25 protein-coding genes and 2 pseudogenes are annotated in these 25,113 nt (G+C 70.6%); 19 read left to right on the top strand and 8 right to left on the bottom strand.

Features of this window, described 5'->3' with window-relative positions:
- Window positions 1–162: 162 nt before the first annotated feature.
- The 9 genes from ABD256_RS30625 to ABD256_RS30585 are packed head-to-tail and all read left to right on the top strand — an operon-like array spanning window position 163 to window position 9,494.
- A complete protein-coding gene (locus ABD256_RS30625; RefSeq protein WP_344426767.1) occupies window positions 163–1,068 on the top strand; it encodes a TetR/AcrR family transcriptional regulator in 906 nt (301 codons plus the stop codon).
- Entirely contained in the window at window positions 1,058–1,960 is a 903-nt protein-coding gene (locus ABD256_RS30620) for a beta-keto acid cleavage family enzyme (protein ID WP_344426765.1), read from the top strand. The genes ABD256_RS30625 and ABD256_RS30620 overlap by 11 nt, the downstream gene beginning before the upstream one ends.
- Window positions 1,944–2,897, top strand: coding sequence for a 3-hydroxyacyl-CoA dehydrogenase NAD-binding domain-containing protein (locus ABD256_RS30615; protein ID WP_344426762.1), 954 nt, complete (start codon window positions 1,944–1,946; stop codon window positions 2,895–2,897). Before ABD256_RS30620 ends, ABD256_RS30615 begins: the two co-directional genes overlap by 17 nt.
- Window positions 2,890–3,324, top strand: a complete 435-nt coding sequence (locus ABD256_RS30610; protein WP_344426759.1) for a thioesterase family protein — start codon at window positions 2,890–2,892, stop codon at window positions 3,322–3,324. The genes ABD256_RS30615 and ABD256_RS30610 overlap by 8 nt, the downstream gene beginning before the upstream one ends.
- Window positions 3,325–3,352: 28 nt before the next feature.
- Window positions 3,353–4,948, top strand: coding sequence for an ABC transporter substrate-binding protein (locus ABD256_RS30605; RefSeq protein ID WP_344426756.1), 1,596 nt, complete (start codon window positions 3,353–3,355; stop codon window positions 4,946–4,948).
- A gap of 1 nt (window position 4,949) precedes the next feature.
- Window positions 4,950–5,906, top strand: a complete 957-nt coding sequence (locus ABD256_RS30600; RefSeq protein WP_344426753.1) for an ABC transporter permease — start codon at window positions 4,950–4,952, stop codon at window positions 5,904–5,906.
- A complete protein-coding gene (locus ABD256_RS30595; RefSeq protein ID WP_344426750.1) occupies window positions 5,903–6,793 on the top strand; it encodes an ABC transporter permease in 891 nt (296 codons plus the stop codon). Before ABD256_RS30600 ends, ABD256_RS30595 begins: the two co-directional genes overlap by 4 nt.
- Window positions 6,786–8,366: an ABC transporter ATP-binding protein gene (locus ABD256_RS30590; RefSeq protein WP_344426747.1), complete on the top strand. Its 1,581-nt coding sequence runs from the start codon at window positions 6,786–6,788 to the stop codon at window positions 8,364–8,366. The genes ABD256_RS30595 and ABD256_RS30590 overlap by 8 nt, the downstream gene beginning before the upstream one ends.
- 3 nt (window positions 8,367–8,369) lie before the next feature.
- Window positions 8,370–9,494, top strand: coding sequence for a serine hydrolase domain-containing protein (locus ABD256_RS30585; RefSeq protein WP_344426744.1), 1,125 nt, complete (start codon window positions 8,370–8,372; stop codon window positions 9,492–9,494).
- A 305-nt stretch (window positions 9,495–9,799) separates the two neighbouring features.
- Here ABD256_RS30585 and ABD256_RS30580 read toward each other — a convergent pair whose 3' ends face one another.
- From ABD256_RS30580 to ABD256_RS30565, 4 genes are read right to left on the bottom strand one after another with little or no spacing between them, the layout of a single operon-like run.
- Window positions 9,800–10,954 (bottom strand): LLM class flavin-dependent oxidoreductase, encoded by a 1,155-nt coding sequence (locus ABD256_RS30580; protein ID WP_344426741.1) that lies wholly within the window; start codon window positions 10,952–10,954, stop codon window positions 9,800–9,802.
- Window positions 10,955–10,976: 22 nt separating this feature from the next.
- On the bottom strand, window positions 10,977–11,990 hold the full coding sequence (locus tag ABD256_RS30575; RefSeq protein WP_344426738.1) for an ABC transporter substrate-binding protein: 1,014 nt from the start codon (window positions 11,988–11,990) through the stop codon (window positions 10,977–10,979).
- On the bottom strand, window positions 11,977–12,678 hold the full coding sequence (locus tag ABD256_RS30570; RefSeq protein WP_344426735.1) for an ABC transporter ATP-binding protein: 702 nt from the start codon (window positions 12,676–12,678) through the stop codon (window positions 11,977–11,979). The genes ABD256_RS30575 and ABD256_RS30570 overlap by 14 nt, the downstream gene beginning before the upstream one ends.
- On the bottom strand, window positions 12,666–13,487 hold the full coding sequence (locus ABD256_RS30565; RefSeq protein WP_344426732.1) for an ABC transporter permease: 822 nt from the start codon (window positions 13,485–13,487) through the stop codon (window positions 12,666–12,668). Before ABD256_RS30565 ends, ABD256_RS30570 begins: the two co-directional genes overlap by 13 nt.
- A 262-nt stretch (window positions 13,488–13,749) precedes the next feature.
- On the opposite strand from ABD256_RS30565, the gene ABD256_RS30560 reads away from it, so the two are divergent.
- On the top strand, window positions 13,750–14,202 hold the full coding sequence (locus ABD256_RS30560) for a hypothetical protein (RefSeq protein WP_344426729.1): 453 nt from the start codon (window positions 13,750–13,752) through the stop codon (window positions 14,200–14,202).
- A 95-nt stretch (window positions 14,203–14,297) separates the two neighbouring features.
- Here the strand turns inward: ABD256_RS30560 and folP are convergent, their stop codons facing one another.
- Entirely contained in the window at window positions 14,298–15,110 is an 813-nt protein-coding gene (gene folP, locus ABD256_RS30555) for a dihydropteroate synthase (RefSeq protein WP_344427016.1), read from the bottom strand.
- 254 nt (window positions 15,111–15,364) lie between these two features.
- On the opposite strand from folP, the pseudogene ABD256_RS30550 reads away from it, so the two are divergent.
- The 3 genes and pseudogenes from ABD256_RS30550 to ABD256_RS30540 all read left to right on the top strand — a co-directional run.
- A pseudogene (locus tag ABD256_RS30550) lies at window positions 15,365–15,460 on the top strand (SDR family NAD(P)-dependent oxidoreductase); the annotation flags it as partial.
- Window positions 15,461–15,500: 40 nt separating this feature from the next.
- Window positions 15,501–15,737 (top strand): annotated as a pseudogene (locus ABD256_RS30545) (SDR family NAD(P)-dependent oxidoreductase); the annotation flags it as partial.
- Between the two features lie 82 nt (window positions 15,738–15,819).
- Window positions 15,820–16,353: an SDR family oxidoreductase gene (locus ABD256_RS30540; RefSeq protein WP_344426726.1), complete on the top strand. Its 534-nt coding sequence runs from the start codon at window positions 15,820–15,822 to the stop codon at window positions 16,351–16,353.
- A gap of 23 nt (window positions 16,354–16,376) precedes the next feature.
- Here ABD256_RS30540 and rpsA read toward each other — a convergent pair whose 3' ends face one another.
- A complete protein-coding gene (gene rpsA / locus ABD256_RS30535; RefSeq protein WP_344426723.1) occupies window positions 16,377–17,873 on the bottom strand; it encodes a 30S ribosomal protein S1 in 1,497 nt (498 codons plus the stop codon).
- A gap of 274 nt (window positions 17,874–18,147) precedes the next feature.
- Here rpsA and ABD256_RS30530 point away from each other — a divergent pair, with 274 nt between their 5' ends.
- From ABD256_RS30530 to ABD256_RS30505, 6 genes are all read left to right on the top strand, one after another.
- A complete protein-coding gene (locus ABD256_RS30530; protein ID WP_425546546.1) occupies window positions 18,148–18,987 on the top strand; it encodes a class I SAM-dependent methyltransferase in 840 nt (279 codons plus the stop codon).
- A complete protein-coding gene (locus ABD256_RS30525) occupies window positions 18,984–19,898 on the top strand; it encodes a GNAT family N-acetyltransferase (protein ID WP_344426720.1) in 915 nt (304 codons plus the stop codon). Before ABD256_RS30530 ends, ABD256_RS30525 begins: the two co-directional genes overlap by 4 nt.
- A gap of 108 nt (window positions 19,899–20,006) precedes the next feature.
- Window positions 20,007–20,723 (top strand): ATP-binding cassette domain-containing protein, encoded by a 717-nt coding sequence (locus ABD256_RS30520; protein ID WP_344426718.1) that lies wholly within the window; start codon window positions 20,007–20,009, stop codon window positions 20,721–20,723.
- Window positions 20,720–22,612 carry a YhgE/Pip family protein gene (locus ABD256_RS30515; protein ID WP_344426715.1) on the top strand — a complete coding sequence of 631 codons (1,893 nt, stop codon included), beginning with the start codon at window positions 20,720–20,722 and terminating at the stop codon, window positions 22,610–22,612. The genes ABD256_RS30520 and ABD256_RS30515 overlap by 4 nt, the downstream gene beginning before the upstream one ends.
- A complete protein-coding gene (locus ABD256_RS30510; RefSeq protein WP_344426712.1) occupies window positions 22,609–23,196 on the top strand; it encodes a TetR/AcrR family transcriptional regulator in 588 nt (195 codons plus the stop codon). Before ABD256_RS30515 ends, ABD256_RS30510 begins: the two co-directional genes overlap by 4 nt.
- Window positions 23,197–23,292: 96 nt before the next feature.
- Window positions 23,293–23,844: a DUF4383 domain-containing protein gene (locus ABD256_RS30505; RefSeq protein WP_344426710.1), complete on the top strand. Its 552-nt coding sequence runs from the start codon at window positions 23,293–23,295 to the stop codon at window positions 23,842–23,844.
- A gap of 169 nt (window positions 23,845–24,013) precedes the next feature.
- Here ABD256_RS30505 and ABD256_RS30500 read toward each other — a convergent pair whose 3' ends face one another.
- Window positions 24,014–24,223: a DUF397 domain-containing protein gene (locus ABD256_RS30500; protein ID WP_344426708.1), complete on the bottom strand. Its 210-nt coding sequence runs from the start codon at window positions 24,221–24,223 to the stop codon at window positions 24,014–24,016.
- Between the two features lie 5 nt (window positions 24,224–24,228).
- Window positions 24,229–25,113 (bottom strand): helix-turn-helix domain-containing protein, encoded by an 885-nt coding sequence (locus ABD256_RS30495; RefSeq protein WP_344427010.1) that lies wholly within the window; start codon window positions 25,111–25,113, stop codon window positions 24,229–24,231.

Below are 25,113 nucleotides of genomic sequence, written 5' to 3'. Positions count from 1 at the left end.
TGAAGGTGGCCGCGGTACTCCCACGATCTCAGGCCCTGCCATCTCCGGACTGATCAGACAGTCAACTTCGATCGCAATTCCGCAGCTCACCGCCACTATCGACCGGTTATTCCGACCTTCGGGCATTGCGATAAGCGCAAACCGCGTTTACCGTCCTCTGCCATGAGCGCACCGGGCACGGAGCACGACGAACTGCGCGAGCGCGTCCGTGGCCTGATCCGCGCGATGCCGGTGGCGCAGCGGGAGTTCGCCGCCGGCATCGATCTCGACGCGACGAAACTGTCCAAAGCGCTCACCGGAACCCGGCGGTTCTCGCCCCACGAGCTGGTGCGGATCGCCGAGTACAGCGGGGTCACCGTCAACTGGCTGCTGCACGGCAGCGACGACGCGGCGACCGTGACGGCCGTGCCGCCGCCCGCGGCGCGCTCGGCCGGGCACCCGGAGGAGCCCGAACCGCGGCGGCGGATACTGGAAACGGCGTGGCAGCTCATCGCGGACCGCGGCTACCACAAGGTCCGCATCGCCGACATCGCCCGTGCGTGCGGCACCAGCCCCGCCGCCATCCACTACCACTTCCCCACCAAGGCCGACGTGCTCACCGAAGCCTTGCGGCGCAACGTGAAACTCGCGTTCGACCGCCAGGTCGCCGAGCTGCACGCGGTCGGCAGCGCGCACGAACGGCTGCTCAAGCTCGTCGAGCTGCAGCTGCCGGTCGGGCCCGTGCTGCGCGCGGAATGGTCGGTGTGGCTGCAGGTGTGGAACGAAAGCGCGCTCGACCCCAAGATGCGGGAGCTGTACTGGGACGCCTACAACCGCTGGTACCGCACCATCGCGATGACCATCGGGTCCGGGCAGGAGCAGGGCACGTTCGCGCCAGGCGATCCCGACCAGCTCACCGCGCAGCTGACCGCCCTGATCGACGGGCTCGGCATCCAGGTGCTGACCGGGAAACCGGGCAGTTCGGTCGCGACGATGCGCCGCCATCTCCGCGACTTCATCGACCGCGCCATCGTGCACGGCTTCGCGCACGGCGCCCATCCGTCCACTGAGGAGGATCGTGAAGCATGAAGTGATCGTGACCTGCGCACTCACCGGTGCCGGGGACACGACGGGCAAGAGCGGGTTCGTGCCGATCAGCCCGGCGCAGATCGCCGCTTCCGCCGTCGAAGCGGCCAACGCGGGCGCCGCCGTGGTGCACATCCACGTGCGCGACCTCGATACCGGCCAGGGCTCCCGCGACGTCGCGCTGTACCGGGAAACCGTGCGCCGCGTGCGGGACAGCGGCGTCGACGTGGTGCTCAACCTGACCGCGGGCATGGGCGGCGATCTGGTGCTCGACGAGGAAGACCCGCTCAAACCGGTCGACGGCACCGATCTCGTCAACGCGGCCGACCGGCTCCCGCATGTCGAGGAGCTGCTGCCGGATATCTGCACGCTCGACTGCGGGTCGCTGAACTTCGGTGAGGGGCACCAGCTCTACGTGTCCACTCCGGACATGCTGCGCGCCGGGGCGAAGCGGATCCAGGAGCTCGGCGTGAAACCGGAGCTGGAGATCTTCGACACCGGCCAGCTGTGGTTCGCCACCAAGATGATCGCCGAGGGCCTCATCGACGCTCCCCCGCTCTTCCAGCTGTGCATGGGAATCCCGTACGGCGCGCCCGCCGAGCCCGCGCTGCTGCAGACGATGGTGAAGATGCTGCCGGAGAACGCGCAGTGGGCGTCGTTCGCGATCGGGCGCGACCAGATGCCGTGGGTCGCGCAGTCCGCGCTGCTCGGCGGGCACGTGAGGGTCGGCCTCGAAGACAACCTGTACCTGAGCAAGGGCGTGAAGGCGACCAACGGCCAGCTCGTCGAACGGGCGGTCGGCATCCTCGAAAACCTCGGCGCCACCATCGCGACGCCGGATCAGGCCCGGACCCAGCTGAACTTGAAGGGGGCGGCCCGTGCCGAAGCGCACTGACGTGTCCGCAGTAGACACGGTGGCCTGCGTCGGTGCCGGGGTGATCGGCGGCGGCTGGGTGGCGCACTTCCTGGCCAAGGGCTTCCGGGTGCTCGCCTACGACCCGGCTCCGGACGCGGCCGGACGACTCGCGCGGATCGTCGACGCGGCCTGGCCCGCGCTGACCGCACTCGGACTGGCCGAGGGCGCGAGCCGGGACAACCTCACCGTCACCGCCACGCTCGCCGAGGCGGTCGGCCCGGCGGGCTTCGTGCAGGAGAGCGCGCCGGAAAAGCTTGACCTGAAACAGGAACTGCTCGCCGAGATCGACGCGGCCACACCGTCCGATGTGGTCATCGCCTCGTCCACATCGGGCTACGCGATGAGCGAGATGCAGGTCGCCGCGGCAGCCCCGGAACGGCTCGTGGTCGGCCACCCGTTCAACCCGCCGTACCTGATCCCGCTGGTGGAGGTCGTCGGCGGGCGGCTCACCGAGCCGTGGGCCGTCGAGGAGGCCGCCGCGTTCTACCGGCACGTCGGCAAGTCCGTGATCACCATGGCCGACGAGCTGCCCGGGTTCATCGCGAACCGGCTCCAGGAGGCGCTCTGGCGCGAGGCGCTGCACATGGTCGCCAACGGGGAGGCGACCGTCGAGCAGATCGACACCGCGATCACCGAGGGGCCCGGCCTGCGGTGGCCGGTGCACGGGCCGTGCCTCACCTTCCACCTGGCAGGCGGCGAGGGCGGGATGGCACACATGCTCGACCACTTCGGACCGTCGCTCAAGTCGCCGTGGACCCGGCTGGACGCACCCGAGCTGACCGCCGAACTCCGTGACCGGATGGTCGAGGGGTGTGAAGACGAGGCGGGCGGGCGGTCGATCGCCGGGCTGGTCGCCGAACGGGACCGCGCGATCATCGCCGTGCAGCGCGCCGTCGAAGGGGCGCGCGATGCCTGAAGCACTCGAATACCGCGACACCGTCCGTCCGGAGTGGATCGACTACAACGGGCACCTGAGCGAACCGTTCTACGTCATGGTGTTCGGGTTCGCCACCGACCACCTGATGGACGTGACCGGCCTGGACGCGGCCTACCGCACGGAAACCGGGTGCTCGCTCTACACCGTCGAAGCCCACGTGCGGTACCTGCGGGAGGTCGGGCCGGACGCGGACCTGCTCGTCGCCACCACGGTGCTTTCGGTGGGCGCGAAGAAGGTCCGGATCTGCCACGAACTCGTGGTCGGCGGTGCGGTCGTGGCGACGGAGGAACTGCTCGCACTGCACGTCGCCGAAGCACGCGCGGCGCCCTTCCCCGGCGCCGTCGCCGATCGGCTGCGCGGCTACCTGGCCCCCGCCCCCGACTACGCGGGACGCGCCATCTCCTGATCCCCCACCCTCACCGGAAGTCTCCCCCATGAACCCGGAAGCGCGATGGAGTAACGGAAACCTCAGCAGGCGGCGGTTCCTCGGCACCGCCGCGGGCGGCGCGGCGCTGCTCGGGCTGGCGCCCGCGCTGGCGGCGTGCGGCAGCGGGCCGGACGCGGCCGCGGCACCGAGCGGCCCGCCGAGGCGGGGCGGCACCCTGCGCGCCGGGATCACCGGCGGCGGCTCGTCGGACACCCTCGACCCGCACATCCCCGCCACCAACCCCGATATCGCGCGCACGGTGAACCTGTACGAGCCGCTGCTCTACCGAGGGCACGACTACCGGCCGGAAATGCTGGTGGCGCAGTCGCTCACCTCCTCGCCGGACGCGAAGACGTGGACGGCGACCCTGCGCGAAGGAGTGCGCTTCCACGACGGGAGGCCGGTCACACCCGCCGACGTGGTGGCCACCTTCCGCCGGATCACCGACCCGAACGACCCGAAGAGCGGCGCGTCGAGCCTGAGCACGCTCGCCGAGGTGGTGCCGTCGGGTGACCGGCGGGTCGAGTTCCGGCTGAAGGAACCGGCGACCGCGTTCGACGACTACCTCGGCCAGTACAACCTCGGCATCGTGCCCGCGGACTTCGACCCGGCGAAGCCGATCGGCACCGGCCCCTTCCGGGCGGGGTCGTTCACCGCGGGCTTGCAGAGTTCCTTCCACCGCAACGACCTGTACTGGCGCCGGAGCGAACCGTATCTCGACGAGCTGGTCCTGACCGACTTCACCGAGGACGACGCGCGGATCAACGCGCTGCTCTCGTCCCAAGTGGACGTCGTAGACCAGGTCCCGGTGGCGCTGATCGAGGTGCTGCGCAGCGATCCGCGGATCCGGATCCTGCGCTCGGAGACCGGGACCTGGCTGCCGTTCACGATGCGGGTGGACCGCCCGCCGTTCGACGATGTCCGCGTCCGGCAGGCGATGCGGCTCGTCGTGGACCGCGAGCAGATGATCAACCAGGTGCTCAGCGGCGAGGGCAGGGTCGGCAACGACCTCTACGCGCCGTTCGACCCCGCCTACGCCAAGGACCTGCCGCAGCGGAAGCAGGACATCGCCGAGGCGAAGCGGCTCCTCGCCGCCGCCGGGCACGCGGGCCTCGAAGTGGAGCTGGTGACCGCGCCGATCCAGGCGGGCGCGGTCGAGGCGGCACAGGTGTTCCAGCAGCAGGCGAAGGCGGCCGGGGTGACGGTGCGGCTCAACCGCGTCGACACCACCACGTTCTTCGGCGAGAACTACCTGTCGTGGGACTTCGCCCAGTCCTTCTGGTACACCCGCAACTACCTGCCGCAGGTGTCCAACGGCGCGCTGCCCGATTCGCCGTACAACGAAACCCATTGGCACGACCCGGAATTCCTCGATCTCGTCAAAACCGCGCGTGGCACGACCGACCCCGGCGAGCGCGCGAGGCTGCTCGGCAGGGCGCAGCGGATCGAGTACGAACGCGGCGGCAACATCATCTGGGGCTTCCTCAACCAGATCGACGCGCACCAGGTGTACGTCGCCGGGCTGGCACCCGACCGCACCGGGCTGCCGCTGGGCGGGTACCGGTTCTCGCAGGTGTGGCTCGGCACCGGAAGGGCGGCCTGAAATGACCCGGCTCGTCCTGAAGAGGCTGCTGGTCAGCCTCGTCGTGCTCTGGCTCGTCACCGTGCTGGTGTTCGTGGCGACGCTGCTGCTGCCGGGCGATCCCGCCCGCGCGATACTGGGCCAGCAGGCGACCCCGGAGCGGATCGCCGCGCTGCGGCACCAGCTCCACCTCGACGTGCCGGTGTGGCAGCGGTACTTCGAGTGGCTCGGTGGCGTGCTCACCGGTGATCTCGGCACCTCCACCGCGACGCAGGGCTCGGTGAACGCGCTGCTCGGCGACCGGATCATCGCCTCGCTGGTGCTGCTCGCCGCCGCGGCGGTGCTCTCCGCCCCGCTCGGGCTCGCGCTCGGCACCTGGAGCGCGATGCGCCGCGGCCGCACCGCCGACCACGCGGTCTCCGGTGTCACGCTGGTGATCGCGGCGCTGCCCGAGTTCGTCATCGGCGTCGGCCTCGTCGTGCTGCTCTCGACCACCGTGTTCAAGGTCTTCCCGTCGGTCACCCTCGCCGCGCCCGGCGAGGCGGTGTGGTCGAGACCGAGCCAGCTCGTCCTGCCGGTGCTGACGCTGGTACTGGTCGTGACCCCCTACATCACGCGCATGATGCGCGCCACGATGGGCGAGGTGCTCGACAGCGGTTACGTAGAAATGGCCCGGCTGAAGGGAATACCGGAGCGCACCGTCCTTTTGCGACACGCGCTGCCGCACGCCGTCGGCCCGGTCGCCCAGGTGGTCGCGCTGCAGCTCGCCTGGCTCGCGGGCGGTGTCGTGGTGGTGGAGTTCCTGTTCCGCTACCCCGGGGTCGGGCAGGCGCTGATCGACGCGGTCAACAAGCGGGACGTCGCGGTCGTCCAGGCGATCACGCTCATCATCGCCGCGGTGTACATCGTGGTGAACCTGCTCGCCGACGTGGTCGGCATCCTGGCCGACCCCCGGCTGCGGACGGAGGCGCGCGCATGAGTTCCCTCGATCCGGAAGCCCCGACCGGGATCGACGAGGCCCCGCCGGGGAAGCCGGCGGGCCTGCTGCGGCGAGCGTGGTCGTTCCCGCGCGCGAAGATCGGCGTCGCGCTCACCGCGCTGGTGGTGCTCACCGCCGCGGGAGGCCCGTGGCTGGGCCCGCTGCTCACCGGCTACTCCACCACGGAGTTCGCCGGGCGGCCGTTCAAGCACGAGGGCGTGCTCGGCACCGACGGCCTCGGCAGGGACGTGCTCACGAGATTCCTCAGTGGAGGGTCGACGCTGCTGCTCTACGCCGTGCTCGCGACCGCGCTCGGCGTGGTCGCGGGCACCGCGCTCGGCATGCTCGCCGGGTACACCGGCGGCAGGCTCGACGGCGTCCTCATGCGCGCCAACGACGTGCTGCTCTCGTTCCCGCAGCTGGTGTTCGCGTTGCTCGCGATCGCGATGATCGGCCCGGCGGGCTGGCTGCTCGTGGTCGTCATCGGGATCACGCACGCACCCCGCGTGGCGCGGGTGGCCAGGCAGGCGACGGTGGCGGTCCGCGGCCACGACTACGTGAAGGCCGCCCGGATGTACGCGGTGCCGCGCGGGCGGATCCTGCTGCGCGAGGTGCTGCCGAACATCACCGGCCCGCTGATGGTCGAGCTGGGCCTGCGCCTGACCTACTCGATCGGCTACATCGCGTCGCTGTCCTTCCTCGGGCTCGGCGTCCGGCCGCCCGCGGCCGACTGGGGGCTGATGATCAACGAGAACCGGATCGCGCTGGTCATCCAGCCGTGGGGCGTGCTGCTTCCGGTGGTGGCGATCGCGGTGCTGACCGTCGGCACGAACCTCATCACCGACGCGCTCGCGTCGGCCGCGACGGGAAGGGGCACCGATGACTAGCGCCGCGCTGACGGTCTCCGGGCTCGAGATCGGCACGCTCACCGGATCCCCGATCCTGCGCGGGGTCTCCTACGAGATCGCGCCGGGTGAGGTGCTCGCGCTCGTCGGTGAATCCGGGTCCGGCAAGACGACCGCGGGCCTCGCCGCGCTCGGCCACTTCCGGCGCGGCCTGGCGGCCACCGGCGGCGCCGTCACCATCGCGCCCCGCGACGGCGAACCGGTCGACGTGCTCGCACTGTCCGAACGCGACCGCCGGGCGTTGCGCGGGCACACGGTGTCCTACATCCCGCAGGACCCGGCGCTGTCGCTGAACCCCGGGCTCCGGATCGGTGTCCAGATCGCGGAGGTGCTCGAGACCCACCAGCACGGACAGTCCGAAGAGGACAGGGAGGCGCGCGTGGCCGAGGTGCTGGCCGAGGTCGGGCTGCCCGGCGACGCCGCGTACCGGAAGCGCTATCCGCACCAGCTTTCCGGCGGTCAGCAGCAGCGGGTGGGCATCGCGATGGCCTTCGCCTGCCGCCCCGCCGTGGTGGTGCTGGACGAACCGACCACCGGGCTCGACGTGACGACGCAGACGCTGGTGCTCGAAACGATCGGCTCGCTGGCCGCGGAGCACGGGGTCGCCTCGCTCTACATCACCCACGACCTCGCCGTCGTCGCGAAGATCGCGGACCGGGTCGCGGTGATGTACCGCGGCGAGATCGTCGAATCCGGGCAGGCGCGCGAAATCCTGCACCGGCCCCGCCACGCCTACACCCGGCGCCTCGTCGACGCCGTGCCCGATCTCGACGGTGGGGGAACCCCCGGCGAAGAGGGCACCGGCGCACCGCTGCTCGCCGCGAAGGGGCTCTCGGTCGCCTACGGCGGCCACGAGGTGCTGCGGGGCGTCGACATTGCGCTCGCCCCGGGCGAAAGCCTGCTGCTGCTGGGCGAATCGGGGTCGGGGAAGACCACGCTCTCGCAGTGCGTGTCCGGTCTGAACCGGCACTACGCGGGTTCGGTCGAGCTGGACGGGGTCGCGCTGGCGCGCTCGACCGCGGACCGCACCACGGAGCAGCGGCGCGACGTCCAGTACGTGTTCCAGAGCCCGTTTTCGTCGCTGAACCCGCGCCGCACCATCGCGCGGTCGGTCGAGGTGCCGCTCACGAGGCTGACCGACCTGTCGAAGGCGGGCAGGCGCGACCGGATCGAGGAGGTGCTCGACCGGGTGCGGCTGCGACCCTCGTTCGCGCACCGCCTCCCCGACCAGCTCAGCGGCGGGGAACGCCAGCGCGCCGCGATCGCCCGCGCGCTGGTCACCACGCCGAGGGTGCTGGTGTGCGACGAGGTGACCAGCGCGCTCGACGTGTCCGTCCAGGCCACGATCATCGACCTGCTGGCGGAGCTGCGCGCGGAACTCGGCATGGCGATGGTGTTCGTGACGCACAACATCGCGCTCGCACGCCACGTCGCGGACCGCGTCGCGGTGCTCAACGGCGGGACGATCGTGGAGACCGGGAAGGTCGGCGACGTACTGACCGCACCGTCCCACCCCTACACGCGCGAGCTCCTCGAGAACACCCCTAGGCTGTGAGCCGTGAAGATCCACGGCACTGTCGAACCCGGATTCGAACCCGTCCGCGAGGTGTTCGCGCAGCAACTCGCGGACTCGCTCGGCGGTGGCGCGTTCGCGGTGCTGCGCCGCGGTGTCCCGGTCGTCGACCTGTGGGCGGGGGTGGCCGATCCGCGCACCGACGCGCCGTGGCGCCGCGACACGCTGACCCCGTTGTTCTCCGGTACCAAGGGCATCGCCGCGACGGTGGTGGCCGCGCTCATCGGCCGCGGCATGCTCGACCACGACGAGCGGGTGGCCACCTACTGGCCCGAGTTCGCCGCCGCGGGCAAGGGCGACGTGCGGGTGCACCACATCATGGCGCACACCGTCGGCCTGCCCTACGTCGATCCGGAGCCCGACGGCGCGTTCGCGGTGTTCGACAACGACGCGAACGCGGCCGCGCTCGCGCGGCAGGCGCCGCTGTGGGAACCGGGGAGCAAGGTCGGCTACCACGCGCTGACCTACGGCTACCTGGTCGGCGAGCTGGTCCGGCGCGCCACCGGGCGGCGGCTCGGCACGCTGGTCCGCGAGCTGGTCACCGAGCCGTACCAGCTGGACCTGCACCTCGGCACCCCCGCCGAGCTCGACGAGCGGATCGCCCGGGTGGTCCGCTCGCCGGACTACCGGATCAGCACGTTCCTGCACGACGAGGAGCGCCGCGAGACGATCGACCGGATGTACCGGCTGCTGCTGTCCGAAGAGGACTTCCCGAACTCGCCCGAGTTCCGCAGGGCCGAGCACGCCGGCGCCACCGGGATCGGCACCGCGCGCGCGATGGCCCGCCTCTACGACCTGCTCGGCGCGGGCAGGGTGATCCCGGTGGCCGGGCTGGAGAAGGCGATGCGCACCTTCTCCGACGGCTTCGACGTGCTCAACGACCGCCCCGTCCACTTCGGACTCGGGTTCGAGCTGCCCGATGTCGTGGGCACCTACGGCCCGGTGTCCGTCGCGTTCGGGCACTCCGGCGCCGGCGGCGGGCGGCACGGGAGCTGGCCGCTGCACCACGTCGGCTTTTCGTTCGTGACCAGCGAAATGCGCTCGGAGGACCAGGACGGGCGCGCCAGGCTGCTCCTGGAAGTCCTGCACGAGCAACTGCTGGCACACTGACCGTCGCCGCCCCCGGACCGCCGGTGCCGCGCGGTCCCTGCAGGCCACCATGCGGGACAAGGTGATACTGATGCCCCGAAGGACGCCTTCGCGGCATCAGATTCCCTCAAGGGCCCCCTTCAGGGCATCCGCCCTGGAGCGGAGCAGCCCGCGAAGACCACCTTCAGGGGCCACGGCCCCCATACGCCCTCACTGTGACCTTCAGGGACATCCCACCGCCAGCAACCCGATTCCTCGCGTCCTTCAGGGTGCCGGGCACCCTGAAGAATCGAATGAAAGCGGCGCCGTATAGATCGTTATACAGTTTACTGTGCCGAGACGGCTCCTTCGGGGCGCGCGGGTCGCAGGGCCGGGACGCCGTCGAGCAGGCCCCGGCTCGCGAGCACGGGCCGCACCCCTTCGCCGAACCAGTACGCCTCTTCGAGGTGCGGATACCCGGACAGCACGAACTCCTCGACGCCGTGCGCGTGGTACTCCTCGATCAGGTCCGCCACCTCCTCGTGGCTGCCGACGAGCGCGGTCCCGGCGCCGCCGCGCACCAGCCCGACCCCGGCCCACAGGTTCGGGTGGATTTCGAGCCCGCGCACCCCGGCGTCCAGCGCGCCGCCGTGCAGCGCGACCATCCGCCGCTGCCCCACCGATTCGCTCGCCGCGAGCTGCTGCTGCGCCTTCGCGACCTGGTCCGGGCTCAGCGCGTCGAGCATCTTCTGCGCCTCCGCCCAAGCCTCCGCCGAAGTGTCACGGGAGATCGTGTGCAGCCGGACGCCGAACCGGACCGTCCGTCCCTGCGCTGCGGCCAGCTCGCGCACCCTGCCGATCTTCTCCGCGACCTGCGACGGCGGCTCGCCCCAGGTGAGGTAGACGTCGGCATGCCTCGCCGCGACGGGAAGCGCGGCGGGCGACGAGCCGCCGAAGTAGACCTCCGGCACCGGGTCCGGTGCCGCCAGCGCCGTCGCGCCTTCGACCTTGAGGTGCTCGCCTTCGAAGTCGAACGGCTCGCCGGACCACACGCCCCGCAGGATCGACAGGAACTCACCGGTCCGCGCGTAGCGCGCGTCGTGGTCGTGCCAGTCACCGAACCGCCGCTGCTCCACCGCGTCCCCGCCGGTGACGATGTTGAGCAGCAGCCTGCCCCGCGAGATCCGCTGGTAGGTGCCCGCCATCTGGGCGGCCAGCGTCGGCGAAATGACCCCCGGCCGGAACGCGACCAGGAATTTCAGCCGGTTCGTCTCCCTGATCAGCGCGGCGGTGGCCAGCCAGGCGTCCTCGCACCAGGTGCCGGTCGGGGTCAGCGCGCCTTCGAACCCCAGCTGCTCGGCGGCGCGCGCGATCTGGGCCAGGTAGTCGATGTCCGGGGCCCGCTGCGCGGTCGGGCCGAGCGACCGGTTGGCGTGGAAGCGTTCCACGATCGTCCGGCCGTCGCCGGTGGTGGGCAGGAACCAGTGCAGCCGCACGCTCATCTCATCACTCCACAGTAGACGGTCAGGGGTTGCCGGTGGTGGCGAGAGCCCCGGCGTACCGCTTGTCGACGAACGCGGCGAAGTCGACCTTGCCCGGCAGGACCTTGTCGTCGCTGAACGCGTCCGCGAGTTCCTGTTCGGACCGTGTGACCGCGTCGTCGAGCGGTACCGGCAGTTCCACCCCGCGCTCGGCGGCGGCCTTCGCGACCTCCGGTTTGAGCCCGGTCTCGGCGGCCCACGCCTTGGCCCATTCGGCACGATGGGTGTTCGCCCACAGCCGGGCTTTGGCCACGCGCGTCACGTAGTCGCGCAGCGCGGTGTTCCGGCCCGGATCGGCGAGCGCGTCCTTGCCGGCCACGTCGAAGACGTACCCGTTCGCCACGCCGCGCCCGTCGACGAGCGTCCGCGCGTGCGATTCGAGCTGTGCCTGCGCGGTGTAGGGGTCCCAGACCGCCCACGCGTCGATCTGGTGCTGGTTGAAGGCCGCGTACGCCTCGGACGGCTGCAGGAACGACAGTTTGACATCCTTTGTGGACAGACCGGACCTGCGCAGCGAGTACAGCACCTGGCCGTGCGCGGAACTGCCCTTCGCCACGCCGATCGTCTTGCCTCGCAGATCGGCTCCGGCCTTCAGCGGCGAGTCCGCGGGGACGAGGATCGCGTCGTCGTCGACGGGTCCCTTGGCAACGCCGACCGCGGCGATCTTGGCGTTGGCGCCCGCGGCGAAGATCGGCGGCGTGTTGCCGACCCTGCCGACGTCGATCGCGTTCGCCGACGCCGCTTCCAGCAGCGGCGGCCCCGACGTGAAGGTCGACCATTCGATCTTGTACGGCAGGTCGCCGAGCAGGCCCGCCGCGGTGAGCAAGGATTTCGCGCCGCCCTTCTGATCGCCGACCTTCAGGGTCACCTTCGCCAGATCGGCCTTGCTCACCTCCGGCGGTACCGGCGCGGCACCGGATTGGGTCGCACCGCACCCGGCCGCGGCCGCCAGTACGAGCGCCGCGGCGAGGACGGCTGGCCAGCTACGCGAACGCATCTTCGGACACTCCCAGGTCGGTCAGCACGCGGGCACGGATGTCGAAGTGCTCGGCCAGCCGCCGCGGCCGGGGATGGCCGAGCAGGTGCTCGGCGACGATCCGGCCGTCGTCGAGCACGAGTACGCGGTCGGCGAGCAGCAGTGCCTCGTCGACGTCGTGGGTGACCAGCAGCACCGACGGCGAATGGCGGCGCCACAGGTCCTCGACGAGGCGGTGCATCGTCAGCCGGGTGAGGGCGTCGAGCGCGCCGAAGGGCTCGTCGAGCAGCAGCAGATCGGGTTCGCGCACCAACGCCCTGGCAAGGGAAAGCCGCTGCGCCTCACCGCCGGAAAGGGTGCGCGGCCAGTCGTCGGCGTGCTCGGCGAGCCGGACCTCGTCGAGCGCGCGCACCGCTCGCGCCCGGTCCGCGTCCGGCGCGTGCAGGCCGAGCACCACGTTCCGCCAGACACGCCGCCACGGCAGCAACCTCGGCTGCTGGAAGGCGACGGACACCGTGCCGTCCACCTCGACCCCGCCCTCGACATCGCGGTCCAGCCCGGCCAGCACCCGCAGCAGCGTCGACTTCCCGGACCCGCTGCGGCCGAGCAGCGCGACGAACTCGCCGCGCGCGATCGTCAGATCGAGTCCATTGAGGACGGTCCGGTCGCCGAAGCGCTTGCTCAGGCCGGTGACCCTCACGCTCGCCATCGCAACGCCCTCCGTTCGATGAGCCTGACCACCGCGTCGGTCACCAGGCCGAGGATCGCGTACACCACGAGCCCGACCACGATCACGTCGGTGCGCAGGAACTCGCGTGCGTTGTTGATCAGGTAGCCGAGCCCGGCGTCGGCGTTGACCGTCTCCCCCACGATCAGCGCGAGCCAGGCGAGGCCGAGCGACTGCCGGAGGCCGACCAGCACCGAGGGCAGCGCGCCGGGCAGCACCACGTGCCAAAGCCGTTCCAGGCGGGTGAAGCCGAGCACGGTGGTGGCCTCGACGAGCTGCCCGTCGACACCGCGGATCCCGGCGTGGGTGTTGAGGTACAGCGGAAACGCGACGCCGAGTGAGACGAGTGCGATCTTCGGCTCCTCGCCGATCCCGAACCACAGGATGAACAGCGGGATGAGCCCGAGGAACGGCAGCGTGCGCAGCATCTGCACCGGCGGGTCGACCAGTACCTCACCCCAGCGGGAAAGCCCCGCGACGATGCCGAGCAGCAACCCGGCCACCGCGCCGAGGGCGAACCCGGCACCGACCCTGGTGATGGACACCGCGAAGGCGGAACCGAGTTCGCCGTCGGAGACGAGTTCCGCGCCTGCCCGCGCGACCGTCCACGGCGAGCTCAGCTTGTCCGGTGGCAGCACGCCGGTACCGCTGGCCACCTGCCACACCGCGATGAGCGCGATCGGGCTGATCCAACGGCGCAGATCGGGGCGCCATCGCCGGCGCGCACGCGGCGCGGGCGGATCGGCGGCGGTTTCCGGGCGCGCGAGAACGCCCGTGGTGGAAATCGACACGATTTCTCCCGGGATTCGCCGAAGAAAAAGGGGGGACGGGTGAGAAGTCAGCGGAGCGGCGGACAGACCGCGCTCGCCTGCTGCCGGAGGTCGACGTGCAGGCGGGACACGAGGGGAATCCCGTTGCTCATGCCGGAAGTCTTCATCGCCCCGGCGCGCGGAGTCAACAGGCGGAACTCGGCTCCCGGGATGTGAAACGGTAACGACCGCGGCCGCCGACACGACCCCGTGTAGGTAAGGACGAGCCGGGGAGCCGCCACCGATGCCGAGAAGAGCCACGATCGCCGGGAGCGCCGCGGGCATCCTGGTGCTCGCGGGAACGACGGTGGCACTCCTGTCGGCTCGGGGGCCGGATTCGATCTTCACCGCGGCCGGGAGCTGGTCCCTCCGCTGGGGCGACTATGTGCGCGCCGAAGGCGATTCCGCCTGCGGGCCGACGGCGAAGAACCCGGAACTGCGGCCGGGCACCACAGTCACCGTCCGGGACCAGGCGGGCGCCGTCGTCGGCGCGGGCCCCATCCAGCCGGGGCGGGCCAGCGCCACGAAACCCGGCCACTACGGCACCTGCGTGCTCGGGTTCCGCATCCCGAACGTGCGGACGGGCTCGGCGTTCTACACCGTCACACCGGGAACCGGCCCCACCCTGACCGTCACCGCCGAGGCGCTGCTCACCGGCAGCCTTTCGTTCCAGATCCGCCGTTTTCCGCGCCGCTGAGCCGAAAACCAGGCACCATCGAGCGACCTCCGCCTAGGGGAGCCCCTGATTTCAACACTACCGCGAGGCACCGACAGTTCCGGCGCGCCTGCCGGTCAGGCCAGGCCGCGCACGGTGACCGAGGGCGCCCGCCGTCCCGCGATCGAGGCCACCATCTCCAGCACGTGCCGGGTCCGCCGCACCTCGTGCACCCGGAACACGGCTGCGCCGTCGTGCGCCGCGAGCGCGGTCGCGGCCAGGGTGCCGTCGACCCGTTCGGCCAGTTCCACGCCCAGTGTCTCGCCGACGAAGTCCTTGTTGGACAAGGCCATCAGCACCGGCCAGCCGGTGGCCGCGAGCGCGCCGGCGTGGCGCAGGAGGGCGAGGCTGTGCCAGGTGTTCTTGCCGAAGTCGTGCGTCGGGTCGATCAGCACGCCGGCGCGGGGCACCCCGAGCGCGACGACCTCCTCGGCGCGCCGCGTGGTCTCCTCGATGACGTCCGCCACGACGTCTTCGTAGCGGACGCGGAACGGCCGCGTCCTCGGCACCGCTCCCCCGGTGTGCGAGCAGACGTACCCCGCGCCGTACTCCGCCGCGACCGCCGCCAGCTCCGGGTCCGCACCGGCCCAGGTGTCGTTCAGCAGGTCCGCCCCGGCATCGCAGGCGGGCCAGCCGACCTCGTGGCGCCAGGTGTCGACGCTGATCACCAGATCGGGGTAGCGACGGCGGATCTCGGCGACGAAGGGCACCACGCGCCGGATCTCCTCGGCGGCGTCGACATCACCGCCGGGCCCCGCTTTGACGCCCCCGATGTCGACGATGTCCGCGCCGTCGGCGACCGCCCTGTCGACCGCGGCGAGTGCGGCCGGGTCGTCGAAGGTGGCACCGCGGTCGTAGAACGAGTCGGGGGTGCGGTTGATGATCGCCATGATCAGGGCCCGGTCGCGGACCAGCCGCCTGCCGCGGAATTCGAAAGCGTCCGTACTCGTCGTCACGGCAAGAGCATGCCTCACACGGGCCCCCGCGCGCGCAGCCTGGTCATCATGACGGATTTGCCGGCCCCGGTTCCGGCGCCTCTTTCCCATGTCCACGAACGAAGAGGATCCTGCCGCCCTACCTCGGCGCCGCGGCGACCGGGCTGCCCGCGCCCGGCACCTCCGCCGGCCGGTTCCGGGGCAAGGTCGTGCTGGTCACGGGCGCGACCTCCGGGGTAGGCCGTGCCACCGCGAAGCTGTTCGCCGCCGAGGGCCCGAAAGTCGCGTTCTGCGGGCGGCGCGTCGAGCTGGGGCGGCAGGTGGAGGCCGAGATCAGGCAGGCGGGTGGCGACACGACGTGCCTGCGCGTGCCCGAGCAGGTGCAGGGGTTCGTCGACGAAAGCGGTGCGCCGGTACGGGCGGCTGGACGTGGCGATCAACAACGCGGGCAGCACGAAGTCCGCGCCGCTGCACGAAATGAGCCTCGCCGGCTACGAAGACGTCGTGCACACCAGCAGCCGCGGTGTCTTCCTGTCGATCAGGTACGAGGTGCCGCACCTGCTGGCCACCGGGGGCGGCGTGATCATCTGCACCGCTTCCGGATCGACGAGGCCGGGCGGGACCGCCTACACCGCCAGCAAGCGCGATCGACGGTATCGCGCAGGTGGCGTCGCTCGGCTACGGGACCAAGGGCATCCGGGTGAACACGTTCCTGCCCGGCACCACGGACACCGCTTTCGTGCGGCCGAAGGGGCTGCCGAACCTCGTGCGGGCGGCGTTCAAGAAGGCGTGGGGCCCGCTCAACGTCAGCGGGCTCGAACGGATGGCGGCCCCGGAGGAGATCGCCAGGTCGGTCGTCTCGCTCGCGACCGACGGGTTCTCGTACCTGACGGCTCGGCGGTCGAAGTCGGCGGCGGGCCGGGCCGGCAAGATGCACATGCCGCCGGGCTTCCCCGGCCGAGTCACCGGACCCGGCCCTCGGACCAGGCGCGCAAGGATTTCGTCGACGGTCCCCTCGGGCGTTCGCCCGGAGGTGTCCAGCCAGGGTCCGATCGGCCGCCCTCGGAGCCGCGCCGCCATCTCGGTCGGGTGCTCCCCCAGCACGACGGCCTGGTCCGGTATGGAATTTCCCTACGGCAGTGAGGAAAACGAGGAAGACCCCGGCTCGGATAAAGCCGGGGTCTTCCTCGTTTTCTAGCGCGTCAAGCGAGTCTCAGCGACTCACGCACCGCCGGAGAGCTTCTCCCGCAGCGCGGCGAGCTGCTCGTCGCTGGCGAGCGTGCCGCCACCACCCTTCGGCGCGTTGTCGGCCGGGGCGGAGGTGTAGCTCTGCTCGCCACCGTCGACACCGGTCGCGGCGTCCGCGGCGGCAGCCGCGTCGGCCTCGGCGGCCTTCTGGACCTGCTTCATGTGGGCCTCGTAACGAGTCTGCGCCTCGGCGTACTGGCGCTCCCACTCCTCACGCTGCTTGTCGAAGCCTTCCTGCCACTCCTGGGTGTCCGGGTCGAAGCCCTCGGGGTAGATGTAGTTGCCCTCGGGGTCGTACTCGGCGGCCATGCCGTACTGGGTGGGGTCGAACTCGGTCTCCGGCGTGACACCCTCGTTCGCCTGCTTCAGCGACAGCGAGATGCGGCGACGCTCGAGGTCGATGTCGATGACCTTGACCATGACGTCCCCGTTGACCTGGACGACCTGCTCCGGGATCTCGACGTGGCGCTCGGCCAGCTCCGAGATGTGCACCAGGCCCTCGATGCCCTCCTCGACGCGGACGAACGCGCCGAACGGGACGAGCTTGGTGACCTTGCCCGGCACGATCTGGCCGATCGCGTGGGTGCGGGCGAACTGGCGCCACGGGTCTTCCTGGGTCGCCTTCAGCGACAGGGACACGCGCTCGCGGTCCATGTCGACGTCGAGGACCTCGACCGTGACCTCCTGGCCGACCTCGACGACCTCGGACGGGTGGTCGATGTGCTTCCAGGACAGCTCGGAGACGTGCACCAGGCCGTCGACGCCACCCAGGTCCACGAAGGCACCGAAGTTGACGATGGAGGACACGACGCCCTTGCGGACCTGGCCCTTCGCGAGCGCGTTGAGGAACTCGCTGCGCACCTCGGACTGGGTCTGCTCCAGGTAGGCACGGCGGGACAGGACCACGTTGTTGCGGTTCTTGTCCAGCTCGATGATCTTCGCCTCGAGCTCGCGGCCGACGTAGGGCTGCAGGTCGCGCACGCGGCGCATCTCGACCAGCGACGCGGGCAGGAAGCCGCGCAGGCCGATGTCCAGGATGAGGCCGCCCTTGACGACCTCGATGACGGTGCCCTTGACGGGCTCGTCCTTCTCCTTGAGCTCCTCGATCGTGCCCCAGGCGCGCTCGTACTGCGCGCGCTTCTTGGACAGGATCAGACGGCCTTCCTTGTCCTCCTTCTGGAGAACGAGGGCTTCGACCTCATCGCCGACGGTGACAACCTCAGCCGGGTCGACATCGTGCTTGATGGACAGCTCACGCGAGGGGATGACGCCCTCGGTCTTGTACCCGATGTCGAGCAGCACTTCGTCGCGATCGACCTTGACGATGGTGCCTTCGACGATGTCGCCATCGTTGAAGTACTTGATCGTCTTGTCGATGGCGGCGAGGAAGTCTTCCTCCGACCCGATGTCGTTGATGGCGACTTGCTGCGGCGCGGTCGCAGTCGGGGCGGTGGCGGTGTCGATGGTCATTAGGCGGGTTGCTCCGGTATGGATTGGGAATAGTAGGTGTGCGGTTCGCGCGCACCGGGCCCGTGTGACGACCGAAGAGTGAAAGCAAACGTCCTCGAGAACGAGCGCGAACACCACCGCCGACGGTGCGCGACCCGTGTCCCAGCCATGATGTCCGACCGAGGGGGTAGCGCGAACCCACTGCGCTGGAGATATCCTACGCGGCTGCCCTCTCCTGGCACAAACAGGGTCCGCGCGGCAAAACCGGCAGGGCCCGTAGGCCAGGATATCCGGCGTGCACCCCGACGACCGCCACGAACGCGCGCAGGACCGGCTCGGCACCGCCGAAGTCGGCTACCGCCCCGTCGACGAGGGCGAAGCGACGGCGGCGAACCTCGCTTGGTGGGACGCCGACGCCGACGACTACCAGGCTGAACACGGCACGTTCCTCGGCGACGCGGACTTCGTCTGGTGCCCGGAGGGCCTGCGCGAGGCCGACGCCGGTTTCCTCGGCGACGTGGCGGGCAAGCGGGTGCTGGAGGTCGGCTGCGGGCAGGCCGCCTGCGCGCGCTGGCTCGCGGGGGCGGGCGCGCGCGCCATCGGGCTCGACCTCTCCGGCGGCATGCTGCGGCACGCCCGCGAAGGGAACGAGCGCACCGGCGCGGACGTCCCGCTGGTGCAGGCGAGCGCCGAGCACCTCCCCTTCACAGGCGGCACGTTCGACGCGGCGTGCTCGGCGTTCGGCGCGGTCCCGTTCGTCACCTCGATCGCCACCGTCTTCGCCGAGGTGCACCGCGTGCTGGCGCCCGGCGCGCCGTGGGTGTTCGCGGTGACGCACCCGATGCGCTGGATCTTCCCCGACGACCCCGGCCCGCTCGGGCTCACCGCGACGCAGCCGTACTTCGACCGCACGCCCTACGTCGAGGTCGACGACGACGGCACCGCGACCTACGTCGAATACCACCGCACGCTCGGCGACTACGTCCGCGCGCTGGACGCGACCGGGTTCCGGCTCACCGATCTCGTCGAGCCCGAATGGCCGGAGGGCCACACGCGCGTGTGGGGGCAGTGGAGTCCGTTGCGCGGCAAGCTCTTCCCCGGCACCGCGATCTTCCGCTCCGAACGCGATCGATGACCGTCTCCGCCGCCCTGTTCGCCGCGCAGCGAGACCACTTCGCCCGGCTCGACCCGCTGCTGCCCACCGCCGCGGGCGCGTCGCGGGGTGAAGCGCTGCGGGCGGTGACAGCCGCCGGTGACGAGGTGGCCGGGGTCGTGCACCGCTACGACCACCAGCCCGGTTCACCCGATCTGGTGTGGTCCGCCGCGACCGCGTGGCACTTGTTCCCGTTCGTCGGCGGCACCGGGCTCGCCGGGATGGACGCCCTGCTCACGGCATGGCGCTCGCGCATGGCGACCGAGGATTCCGGCGAGGATTCGGCGTGCGTCGTGGCCTGGCCCAGCCGGGACGCCGAAGCCGCGCGCGCGTTCCTCGACCACGGGATGACCCCGTTGACGGTGCTCGCGATCCGGGGGGCCGGCGCGGGCGAGGACGTGCCGAGGACCGGGGTCCGGCTGGCGCGCGGTGACGACTTCGAGCAGGTGCTGGCGATCACCGCCGCCGCGACCGTCTACACCGGACTCACCGGCAGCCGCTACCGCGACGACACGGGCGCGCTGGTCGCGCCCGGCCTGCGCGCGACGCTGGACAGCGGGTCCGCGTACGTGGCCGAACGCGACGGCGCGATCGCGGGCGTCGCGGACTGCCAGTGGGTGCGATCGCTCGAAGGCTCCCCCGCGGGCGAACTGCTTCCCCCCGGCAAATGGGCCTACGTCAACGCGGTGTCGACGGTGTCGCGACTGCGCGGGCGCGGGATCGGGCGCGCGATCATGGCGACCGCGCACGACGAGTTCCTCGCGGCGGGCGCGCGCGGCTCGTACCTCTACTACAACCCGCCCAACCCCCTCGCACCGGTCTTCTGGCACCGGCAGGGTTATCGTCCACTGTGGACGTACTGGGAGACGAGGCCCGCCGCGGCGCTGCGCTGAGCCGTCGCGTCGGTCACTCTGGAGGGTGACATCACACCGGTTCGGCTTGCCGGGCGATCCCCCGAGGGTTACTTTTTGAACTGACCAGTCAGTCTAAAAGGAGCCATTGTGCAGGTACGAGCCGACAAGGTGTCCGTGGAAGGGCCGCACGGCACCCTCCTTCCACCGACCTCGCTGACCGTCGCGGAAGGCGAGCTGGCCGTCCTGCACGGTGATCCCGGCGTGGGCATCACCGCCTTCGGGCTTGCGCTCGCGGGCCGGGTCAAGCCCACCACGGGCACCGTCACCGTCGATCACGCGACCTCGGCCGACAGCGCCGCGAAACTGCGGGACGCCGTCGCCGTGGTCGACTCGCCCGACGTCAGCGAACCGGACGACGCGCTCCCCTTGCGCGTCGTCGTCGGGGAGGAACTCGCGCTCGCGCACCGTCCCGCAGGCAAGGACGCCGTCCTGCGCTGGCTCACCGAGCACGATCTCGCCGGGCAGGCCGGCGTGCGGTTCGAAAACCTCGCACCCGAGGTCCGCACCCGGCTGCTGACGAACCTCGCGGCGGAGCGCCGCGGAGTGCGGATGCTCGTGCTCGACCGGCCCGACCGGCACACGAGCGAGGTCGAGGGCTGGTGGATGCTCGCGCGGGAGCACGCCGAGCGCGGGCTCGCGGTCGTCGTGCTGACCGCGACCGTCCCGGTCGGCGCGCTGCCATCGACCCCGGCGCTGGCCGGCGCGGACCAGCAGCCACCACCGCAGCGGTGCGCCCCGCCGGAGGAACCCGGCGCCACCGCGATCATCACCGGCGAGCACGACACCACGGGGGCCGAAGCGTGAGCAGCATCCGGATCGCACTCAACGAACTGCGCAGGCTCAGCTCGGGAACCCTGCCGAAACTGGCGCTCGCGGCGCTGGTCCTCGTCCCCCTGCTGTACGCGTCGCTGTACCTGTACTCGAACTACGACCCGTACTCGCGGCTGGACAAGCTGCCCGCCGCGGTCGTCACCGGTGACGCCGGGTCGACCGAGGGGGACACGAACCGGAACGTGGGCCGCGAGGTCACCGACGAACTGGTCAAGTCCGGCACCTTCCAGTGGCACGAGGTTTCGGCCGACGAAGCCCGCGAAGGCGTGCGGAACAACAAGTACTCCTTCGCGATCGGCATCCCGGAGAACTTCTCCCAGGCGCTGCTCTCCAGCGGGAAGCTCCAGCCGCAGCAGGCGACCATCACGCTGACCACCAACGACGCAAACAACTACCTGTCCGGCACGATCGCGGACAAGGTCGCCGAGCAGGTGCGCACCACGATCGCGGAGAAGGTGGGCAGCGAGGCGGCGGACCGGTTCCTGGTCGGGTTCTCCACGATCTACGGCAAGATCTCCGAAGCGGGCGCCGGAGCGGCGAAACTCGCCGACGGGGCGGGGAAACTGCGCGATGGGCAGCAGCAGCTCGCCGACGGCGCGCAGCAGCTCGCGACCGGCAGCGTCCAGCTCTCCACCGGGCTCACCACGTTGCGGCAGAGCACCGCGGAACTGCCAGCGAAGTCGAAACAGCTCGCCGACGGCGCCGCGCAGGTGGCCGCGGGCAACACGAAGGTCGCCGAGGTCGGGCAGCTCCTCGCGACCGGGTCCATCGACCTGCAGAACAACCTCAACAGCACCAACGACAAGATCGCGCAGAACCTGCGGGACAAGGGCCTGTCCGAGCCGCAGGTGCAGGACGTGCTGACCGTGCTCAAGCAGCTTCGCGCGCCCGTCGACGCGGCCAACACGAAGATCCAGGGCGCGAACCAGCAGCTCGCTGCGCTCGCCGACGGTTCTCGCAAGGTCTCCGACGGAGCGAGCCAGCTCGCCGGTTCGTCCCCCGCCCTGACCAGCGGGATCGCGAAGGCCTCCGACGGTGCGAACCAGCTCAACGGCGGCGCGGCGAAGCTGAACGAGGGTGAGAAGACCGCGCTGACCGGGACCACCGATCTCGCGAACGGGGCGAACCAGCTCCGCGACGGGCTGAACGAGGGCCTCAAGCAGATCCCCAACCCGGACGACCCGACGCGGGCGGCCACCGCGAACACGATCGCGAACCCGGTGTCGGTGAATTCCGTCGGCGTCGCGTCCGCGGGCACCTACGGCGCGGGACTTGCCCCGTTCTTCATCTCCCTCGCCACCTGGATCGGCGCGTTCGTGCTGTTCCTGCTGCTGCGCCCGCTGTCGACGCGCGCGCTCACCGCGGGCGCGTCGCCGTTGCGGGTCGCGCTCGGCGGCTGGCTCTCCTCGGCACTGCTCGGCATCGCGCAGGTGATCGTGCTCTTCGGCGCGGTGGTGTGGCTCGTCGGCATCCACGTGGCGCATCCGCTCGGCGCGATCGGGTTCGCGATACTCGTGTCGCTGTCGTTCACCGCGATCATCCACGCCCTCAACGCCCTGTTCGGCGCGGTCGGGAAGTTCCTCGGCCTGGTGCTGCTGGTACTGCAGCTGGTGAGCGCGGGTGGCACGTTCCCGTGGCAGACCATCCCGGACGCGCTGTACCCGCTGCACATGGTGCTGCCGATGGGGTACGCGATCGACGGGTTCCGGCACCTGCTCTACACCGGTGCCGATCTGCAGATCCTCGGGGACATCGGGGTGCTGACCGCTTATCTCGTCGGCGGGATCCTGGTGTCGACGCTCGCCGCGCACAAGCGTCGCGTGTGGACGGTGTCGAAGCTCAAGCCGGAGCTGAGCCTGTGAGTGCGAGAGGCGATGCGACGAAGCAGAAGCTGTTCGACGCGACGTTGAAGCTCGCCACGAGCCGCGGTCTGGTCGGGCTCACCGTGGACGAGATCGCGGCGACCGCGGGCGTGGCGAAAGGCACCGTCTACTACAACTTCGCCAGCAAGGACGCGCTCGTCGACGCGCTGCTGCGCTACGGCGTCGGCCAGCTCGCCGACCGGCTGCGCACCGCGGGCGGGGGCAGGGGGGCGATGGCCGCGCTGGAGTCGCAAGTGGACAGTGCACTCGAGTTCATCGCGGAGTACCCCGGGTTTTCGCAGATACTGGTGAGCGAGATGTGGCGCACGCCTGGCCAGTGGCACGAAACGCTGTCGCTGCTGCGCGAAGAGATCATCTCGATCGTGAAGGACACGTTGCAGCGCATCGCCGACGAGTGCGGGCTCCCCGACGCGATCCAGATCCCGACCGCGGCGGCGGGCCTGTTCGGCACCATGCTCGTGGTGGCGCTCGACTGGCGGGTCTTCCAGCCGCAGCGGAGCAAAGCCGAGGTCAGGGACTCGGTGCTGCTGCTCGTGCGGGGCATGGCGAACACCGCGCGCTGAACCGGACGTTTCGGCCGTCGGCGCACGGGGAACCTCCCCTCCTGACACCCGCCACACCGGTGGCGGGTCTGGACACCTCGCGAAGGGGTGGCGCACATGGCACACGTGGAGGGCGCTCGCGTCCGGGTGGCCGGACTTCAGCCGGCCCAGCTGCTCGCGGGCCTGCTCGGGCTCGCACTGCTGGCGGCGGGAATCGTCGGCTCGGTGAAGACGGGGTTCGGGAACTTCGCCGGACACCACGACGCGACACTGCTCGGCTTCATGATCAACCCGTTCCACAACGTGGTGCACATCGTGACCGGCGCGCTCGGGCTGCTGATGGCGCTGGGATCCGGGCTGGCCCGCACCTACGGCTGGCTGATGTTCGCGGCCTACGGCGTGGTGTGCGTGTGGGGCCTGATGATCACCGGCGTGGTGTCCGCGAACCCGGTTTCGGGGCTGGGCAACCCGCTCGACCTCGGCCGTTCGGACACCTGGCTGCACCTCGGCCTGGCGGTGGTGGGCCTGGTGATCGCGGTGCTGCCCGCGCGCAAGGCGGTCCGGATTCCCGCGGATGCCGCCGAGCCGGTCGACTCCGCCGGAGACACGGCGGATGCTCCGGCCACTGGCACGAAGCGGCGGCACGCCTGGCACGGTCGCACTTCCTGACTCCTGGACGCCGCGGCCCCGGTTGGATGCCCTGAAGGTCCCCCTTCAGGGCATCCAACGCCGCGAACTCACCCCTCACCACCCCAGTTCCCGCTCCGCGCGCACTTTGAAGCGCTCCGCCCATGCTCCGAAGGGAGCCTTGAGGGCCTTTGAGTCACTGAGGCTCCCTTCAGGGCATGGGCAAGTCGCGATCAGAGAACCGTGCCGTGTCGAGAAAGGCGCGCCAGGCCGAAGCGGCGAGGGTGAGGTGCCCGGCGGAAGGGGCCTTCGAGTCCCGGACCGAGGTGAGCTGAGGCGCCAGCGCCACCTCGATGCAGTCACTCGTTTCTTCAAGGCCGCTGTGAGTGCTCTTGGTCCAGGTCTGCTCGAAGGCCGCCATCCGGACTACTCCTTCATACGCTCGTACTCCCCCGCCGATCGGGCAAGCCACTGGTGTGACTGTCCCTCACTCAGGGCATCGTGTTCCAGCTGCGCAACAAGTCGGTAGTAGCCCTCGACCGCGGCGCGCGCGTCCATGAACAAGCTCGCCGCAAAGGTCCCGGTATGAGCCACAGCCGGATGGTCGGCAAATGCCATGATTTTGAACGGCTCCACAAAGGTGCGGAAGAACGAGACGGCCTCCGGCACGACTCGGATCGAACAGCGCGGCATCCCATGCGCCAGTTGCAGCCGCAGCACCTGCTCGTGCATGACGCTCGGATCTCCCACCACAGAACGAAGCGCTCGCTCGTGGATGAAGAACGTACAGCTCGGCGGGTTGCGCCGGTCGAGCGGATTCTGGCGGTTCATACGTGCACCGACCAGCACATCAGCACGCTCCGCCGTGTGCCGTGGATTGCTTTCGATCAGCGCACGCGTGTAGGGCTCGATCTGCCGCAGTCCTGGAATCAGCATCGGCTCGAAGCTCACGATCGCTTCGGCCAGGTTCTCTTGGATGATCAGGGACTTCAGGGGGTCGACCAGCTTGTCGAAGTAGGGGCGGACCCAGTACATCTCCGGGCCCGGCCGGGTCAGCTCCAGCAGGCGTTCGCGTTCCTCGCCGGTCACGCCGCAGGTCGCCAGGTAGATCGCGGCTTCCACGGCCGACATCGGCCGCAGCCCGGTTTCCCAGCGGGACACGTTGCTCACTGGCCAGCCCGTCCGCCGCGCCATTTCGTGCCCGCTGGACTCGCGGCCCTGCCGGATGGTCCTCAGTTCGCTGCCCAGTTCGCGCCAGCGCGCGGTGGTTTCCGGTCTCCTGCCCCGACACCAGAACCCCTTGTGCGCCAA

This window comes from Amycolatopsis minnesotensis, from assembly GCF_039529815.1.
In the GTDB taxonomy this organism is placed as follows: Bacteria; Actinomycetota; Actinomycetes; order Mycobacteriales; family Pseudonocardiaceae; genus Amycolatopsis; species Amycolatopsis minnesotensis.
The sequence above is the reverse complement of the archived record's forward strand: the minus strand, read 5'-3'. Positions and strand labels throughout refer to the sequence as shown.

What these genes read in the sequence shown, in the direction of transcription:
- ABD256_RS30625 (WP_344426767.1), top strand. Translation starts at nt 163, where the DNA reads ATGAGCGCACCGGGCACGGAGCACGACGAACTGCGCGAGCGCGTCCGT.
- ABD256_RS30610 (WP_344426759.1), top strand. Translation starts at nt 2,890, where the DNA reads ATGCCTGAAGCACTCGAATACCGCGACACCGTCCGTCCGGAGTGGATC.
- ABD256_RS30605 (WP_344426756.1), top strand. Translation starts at nt 3,353, where the DNA reads ATGAACCCGGAAGCGCGATGGAGTAACGGAAACCTCAGCAGGCGGCGG.
- ABD256_RS30600 (WP_344426753.1), top strand. Translation starts at nt 4,950, where the DNA reads ATGACCCGGCTCGTCCTGAAGAGGCTGCTGGTCAGCCTCGTCGTGCTC.
- ABD256_RS30595 (WP_344426750.1), top strand. Translation starts at nt 5,903, where the DNA reads ATGAGTTCCCTCGATCCGGAAGCCCCGACCGGGATCGACGAGGCCCCG.
- ABD256_RS30590 (WP_344426747.1), top strand. Translation starts at nt 6,786, where the DNA reads ATGACTAGCGCCGCGCTGACGGTCTCCGGGCTCGAGATCGGCACGCTC.
- ABD256_RS30580 (WP_344426741.1), bottom strand. Translation starts at nt 10,954, where the DNA reads ATGAGCGTGCGGCTGCACTGGTTCCTGCCCACCACCGGCGACGGCCGG.
- ABD256_RS30575 (WP_344426738.1), bottom strand. Translation starts at nt 11,990, where the DNA reads ATGCGTTCGCGTAGCTGGCCAGCCGTCCTCGCCGCGGCGCTCGTACTG.
- ABD256_RS30570 (WP_344426735.1), bottom strand. Translation starts at nt 12,678, where the DNA reads ATGGCGAGCGTGAGGGTCACCGGCCTGAGCAAGCGCTTCGGCGACCGG.
- ABD256_RS30560 (WP_344426729.1), top strand. Translation starts at nt 13,750, where the DNA reads ATGCCGAGAAGAGCCACGATCGCCGGGAGCGCCGCGGGCATCCTGGTG.
- folP (WP_344427016.1), bottom strand. Translation starts at nt 15,110, where the DNA reads ATGGCGATCATCAACCGCACCCCCGACTCGTTCTACGACCGCGGTGCC.
- rpsA (WP_344426723.1), bottom strand. Translation starts at nt 17,873, where the DNA reads ATGACCATCGACACCGCCACCGCCCCGACTGCGACCGCGCCGCAGCAA.
- ABD256_RS30525 (WP_344426720.1), top strand. Translation starts at nt 18,984, where the DNA reads ATGACCGTCTCCGCCGCCCTGTTCGCCGCGCAGCGAGACCACTTCGCC.
- ABD256_RS30505 (WP_344426710.1), top strand. Translation starts at nt 23,293, where the DNA reads ATGGCACACGTGGAGGGCGCTCGCGTCCGGGTGGCCGGACTTCAGCCG.
- ABD256_RS30500 (WP_344426708.1), bottom strand. Translation starts at nt 24,223, where the DNA reads ATGGCGGCCTTCGAGCAGACCTGGACCAAGAGCACTCACAGCGGCCTT.